Origin of the sequence: Neisseria gonorrhoeae, assembly GCF_003315235.1 — a bacterium.
Classification (GTDB): Bacteria; Pseudomonadota; Gammaproteobacteria; order Burkholderiales; family Neisseriaceae; genus Neisseria; species Neisseria gonorrhoeae.
The window spans coordinates 1-4018 of the sequence record NZ_QNRU01000058.1; the positions used below are offsets into that span (position 1 = coordinate 1).

Annotated in this window: 3 protein-coding genes and 2 pseudogenes; 2 read left to right on the plus strand and 3 right to left on the minus strand. The window is 51.3% G+C overall.

All coding sequences use genetic code 11. The features are described from left to right. A pseudogene (locus DFR77_RS12360) lies at positions 1-204 on the minus strand (IS110 family transposase); the annotation flags it as partial. Between the two features lie 46 nt (positions 205-250). Here DFR77_RS12360 and DFR77_RS12365 point away from each other — a divergent pair. After that, positions 251-673 (plus strand): annotated as a pseudogene (locus DFR77_RS12365) (nitroreductase family protein); the annotation flags it as partial. Between the two features lie 54 nt (positions 674-727). Here DFR77_RS12365 and DFR77_RS12370 read toward each other — a convergent pair. Both DFR77_RS12370 and ffh read right to left on the minus strand, forming a co-directional pair. Further along, positions 728-1183 carry a four-helix bundle copper-binding protein gene (locus DFR77_RS12370; protein WP_003694209.1) on the minus strand — a complete coding sequence of 152 codons (456 nt, stop codon included), beginning with the start codon at positions 1181-1183 and terminating at the stop codon, positions 728-730. Positions 1184-1438: 255 nt separating this feature from the next. Next, complete coding sequence (ffh, locus tag DFR77_RS12375; protein WP_003694208.1) at positions 1439-2809, minus strand: signal recognition particle protein; 1371 nt, start codon at positions 2807-2809, stop codon at positions 1439-1441. Between the two features lie 221 nt (positions 2810-3030). Between ffh and DFR77_RS12380 the strand changes: the two genes are divergently transcribed. Continuing rightward, entirely contained in the window at positions 3031-3837 is an 807-nt protein-coding gene (locus tag DFR77_RS12380) for a cytochrome C assembly family protein (RefSeq protein WP_003689873.1), read from the plus strand. The last annotated feature ends 181 nt before the right edge of the window (positions 3838-4018 follow it).

Below are 4018 nucleotides of genomic sequence, written 5' to 3' on the forward strand. Positions count from 1 at the left end.
GTAGTCGGCAACTTCTTCATAATAATTGCCGGTTGCCTCCATGCAGATATGCAGATTCTGACATCCCAAGCTTTTCAACCGGTCCGAAAACTGATCTAAACCTTTTGAATCGTTGTCAAACTTTGCCGAATATTCGGCATTGCCGACAATGGCCGTTGCGTCAAAAGTCAACTTGGATATGTCCAATCCTACGGCGTTACGCATGGGATTACCCTTATATATTGCGTCCCTAAGAAGGGGCGCAATATATAAGGTGTGGCAATTTGTCGAAGACGCGCTGCGTGCCGTCGTGCCTGCCGACAGTTTTGAACCGACCGCGCAAAAATTGAAGCTGTTTAAGGTGGGCGCGGCAACCATTTTGTTTTATGAAGATCAAAATGTCGTCAAAGGTTTGCAGGAGCAGTTCCCTGCTTATGCCGCCAACTTTCCCGTTTGGGCGGACCAGGCGAACGCTATGGTACAGTATGCCGTCTGGACGACACTTGCCGCGGTCGGTGCAGGTGCAAATCTGCAACATTACAACCCCTTGCCCGATGTGGCGATTGCTAAAGCGTGGAATATTCCCGAAAACTGGCTGTTGCGCGCGCAAATGGTTATCGGTGGTATTGAAGGGGCGGCAGGTGAAAAGGTCTTTGAACCCGTTGCGGAACGTTTGAAAGTGTTCGGCGCATAATTTCGCGGTCAAAAAAATGCCGTCTGAACCCCGTTCAGACGGCATTTTTCAGTATCAGGCGGCGAGTTTTTCGCATTCTTTGATACAGTCGAGGCAGGACTCGTAACAGGCTTTGCATTCCGCATGGTGGGCGGCGTGTTCTTTACAGGCTTTGGCACACTGTTTGCACGCTTCGAGGCACACTTTTGCCGCGTCGCGTGTCAGAGGGGAATTTTGTGCGGCAAGGTCGTGCACCGCGCCGCATAAGGCAAGCATCTGGCGCACGGCAACCGCACAGTCGGACATAGACGTGTCGCCCTGAGTGAGCAGGGACAGGCAGTGGGTCAGGCAAACCTGTCCGGCATCCAGACAGTGTGCGGCAGTTTGGCGGACGGCGGTGTAGGCGGATGCGGCGGCAGGCTGCATATCGTGATGATGGTGGTAGTCGGCGTGTCCGTGCGCACGCGCGAAAGAGGCGGCGGAAGCCAAAGAGACGGCAGCGGCGCTGCCCAAAAATTGACGACGGTTCATGATTTTTTCCTTTATGTTTCAACATGCAGGTCCGGTATAAGGTACACACTTACTATACTGCCCTGGCCGGATCGGTACGATTTTCTGAATAATTGCTTGATTTTGCAGGTGTGAAATTGTCGCACGAGCAGGCATGTTTTAGCTATTCGGAAATTCGAGGAAGGGTGCATCAACCTGTTTTGAAATGATGCGCAGACATGGTAACAGACAAAAAGCCGTCTGAAAATCGTTTTAGACGGCTTTTGTTTTCAAACATTAAAGACCGGGAAACATTCCCTTCATTCCCTTCATGCCTTTGGCCAAGCGCATCAGTTTGCCCAAACCGTTGCCGCTGAACATCTTCATCATCTGCTGCATTTGTTCAAACTGTTTGAGCAATTTGTTCACTTCCTGCACGGTTGTGCCCGCGCCCATCGCAATACGGCGTTTGCGGCCGGCTTTGAGCAGGGCAGGGTTGGCGCGTTCTTTAGGGGTCATCGAGTTGATGATGGCTTCTACTTTGCCCATCGCTTTTTCAGCCGTACCTTCGGGGATTTGTTTCGATATTTGACCCAGTTCGCCCGGCATTTTCGACATCAGGTTTTCCAAACCGCCCATATTGCGCATTTGCTGGATTTGTTCTTTAAAATCATTGAGGTCAAAGCCTTTGCCTTTTTGCAGCTTTTTCGCCATTTTGGCGGCGGCTTCTTCATCAATACCTTTTTGAACGTCTTCAATCAGGGTCAATACGTCGCCCATGCCGAGGATACGGCTGGCAAGACGGTCGGGGTGGAAAGGTTCGAGGCCGTTGATTTTCTCGCCGACGCCGATAAATTTAATCGGTTTGCCGGTTACATGGCGTACGGACAATGCCGCACCGCCGCGCGAGTCGCCGTCCATCTTGGTCAATACGACGCCGTTCAGCGGCAGGGCTTCATTAAATGCCTGAGCGGTATTTACCGCATCCTGACCCAGCATGGCATCGATAACGAACAAAGTTTCAACCGGGTTGACCACCGCATGAAGCGCTTTGATTTCGTTCATCATCTCTTCATCGATTGCCAAACGGCCGGCGGTATCGACCATCAATACATCGTAAAAATGTTTTTTGGCGTAATCAACGGCGGCAGTTGCAATCTCAACCGGTTTTTGGTTGGTATCGGATGGGAAAAAATCTACGCCGACCTGTTCGGCCAACAGGCGCAGCTGTTCAATCGCGGCAGGGCGGTAAACGTCGGCGGATACCACCAAAACTTTTTTCTTCTGATCGTTTTTCAGCAGGCGGGCGAGTTTGCCGACGGTTGTTGTCTTACCGGCACCCTGCAAACCGGCCATCAAAATGATGGCAGGCGGTGAAACCGATAAATCCAGTGTTTTGTTTTCCTTGCCCATCAGTTCGACTAAGGCTTGGTTGACCACGCCGATAAAGGCTTGGTCAGGCGTCAGGCTGCCCGCCACTTCCTGACCGAGGGCCTTTTCTTTGACGTTGTTGACGAACTCTTTGACGACAGGCAGGGAGACATCCGCCTCAAGCAGGGCGAGTCGGACTTCGCGCAAGGCTTCTTTAATATTGTCTTCGGTCAGTTTGGCCTGCCCCCGGATGTTTTTGAAGACATTGCTGAAGCGGCCGGTTAAATTGTCTAACATACTTGGTCCTTGGTCTGAAGTAAGAATAGCTTGCCCCATCAGGGGCATTTTTTGTTAAAATAAAATCAAAATAATTTGATGCGGCTTGTGTGCCGGACAGCATATCGGCAAATCCGTCAAGGCTTGCCCGAAACGGGGATTTTACAATTCCAACGTTAAAAGTTCCAATATTTCATAAGCGGCCGCATACGGCGCAACAGTATAGATAGAGAAAGTCCACCATGCCGACAGTTTTCATCTTTTTGACGGCGGTTTACGCAGGATTGGGTGCATTTGCATGGCACTGCCAACAGCAGGGGCGCGGCCGGGATTACCCGTGGAAGACGGAATTGCCGGTTTTGGGCGCGGCATTGACCGTCCACGGCGCGGCACTGCTGATGCCGGTCATTCAAGACAAAATCATCATTATGGGCTTCGGGTATTCCGGCAGCCTGATTGTTTGGATGATGCTGTTTATTTATTTTGCCGGCAGCTTTTTTTATCCGCTGCGCGGAGTGCAGTTGCTGCTGTATCCTTGCGCCGCACTGATGCTGCTGTCAGGTTTGGTTTTCCCGGGAAAATTCTCGGGATATGAAATTACCGACTTTCCCTTTATGCTGCATATCGGCACATCACTGCTTGCATACGGGCTGTTCGGCATCGCAACATTATTGTCCGTTTTGAGCTTGCTGCTGCACCGGAGCCTGCACCGCAGAAACTTCTCCAAGCTCGCAGGATTCCTGCCGTCGCTGCTCAGTTTGGAAAAACTCATGTTCCAGGCCATGTGGGCAGGTTTCATCCTGCTGACCTATTCCGTCGTCAGCGGCACATTCTTCGCCGAAGCCGTATTCGGCAAACCCATGACATTTACCCATAAAACCGTATTCGGCATATTGTCATGGCTGATTTACGGAGGACTGCTGCTCAAACACAGCATGACCGCATGGCGCGGCAAAAAAGCCGCCGTGTGGACCATCATCGGATTTGTCAGCCTTATGATTGCCTATATGGGCAGCAAGTTCGTATTGGAAATCATTCTGAAAAGATAAGAAGAGCCAACAGATGCCGTCTGAAGCCCCGAGTTTCAGGCGGCATATTCACAAAGGCGCATCAGCCGGAGGAGAAGAGGGGGGGGTGGAGGCGGCGCAGCGTTTGGCGGAGATAAAAAACCTTATCCGACAGCGACATGACGAATTTCCCCAAAAAAATCCCGCTGAAAGTATTGACTGT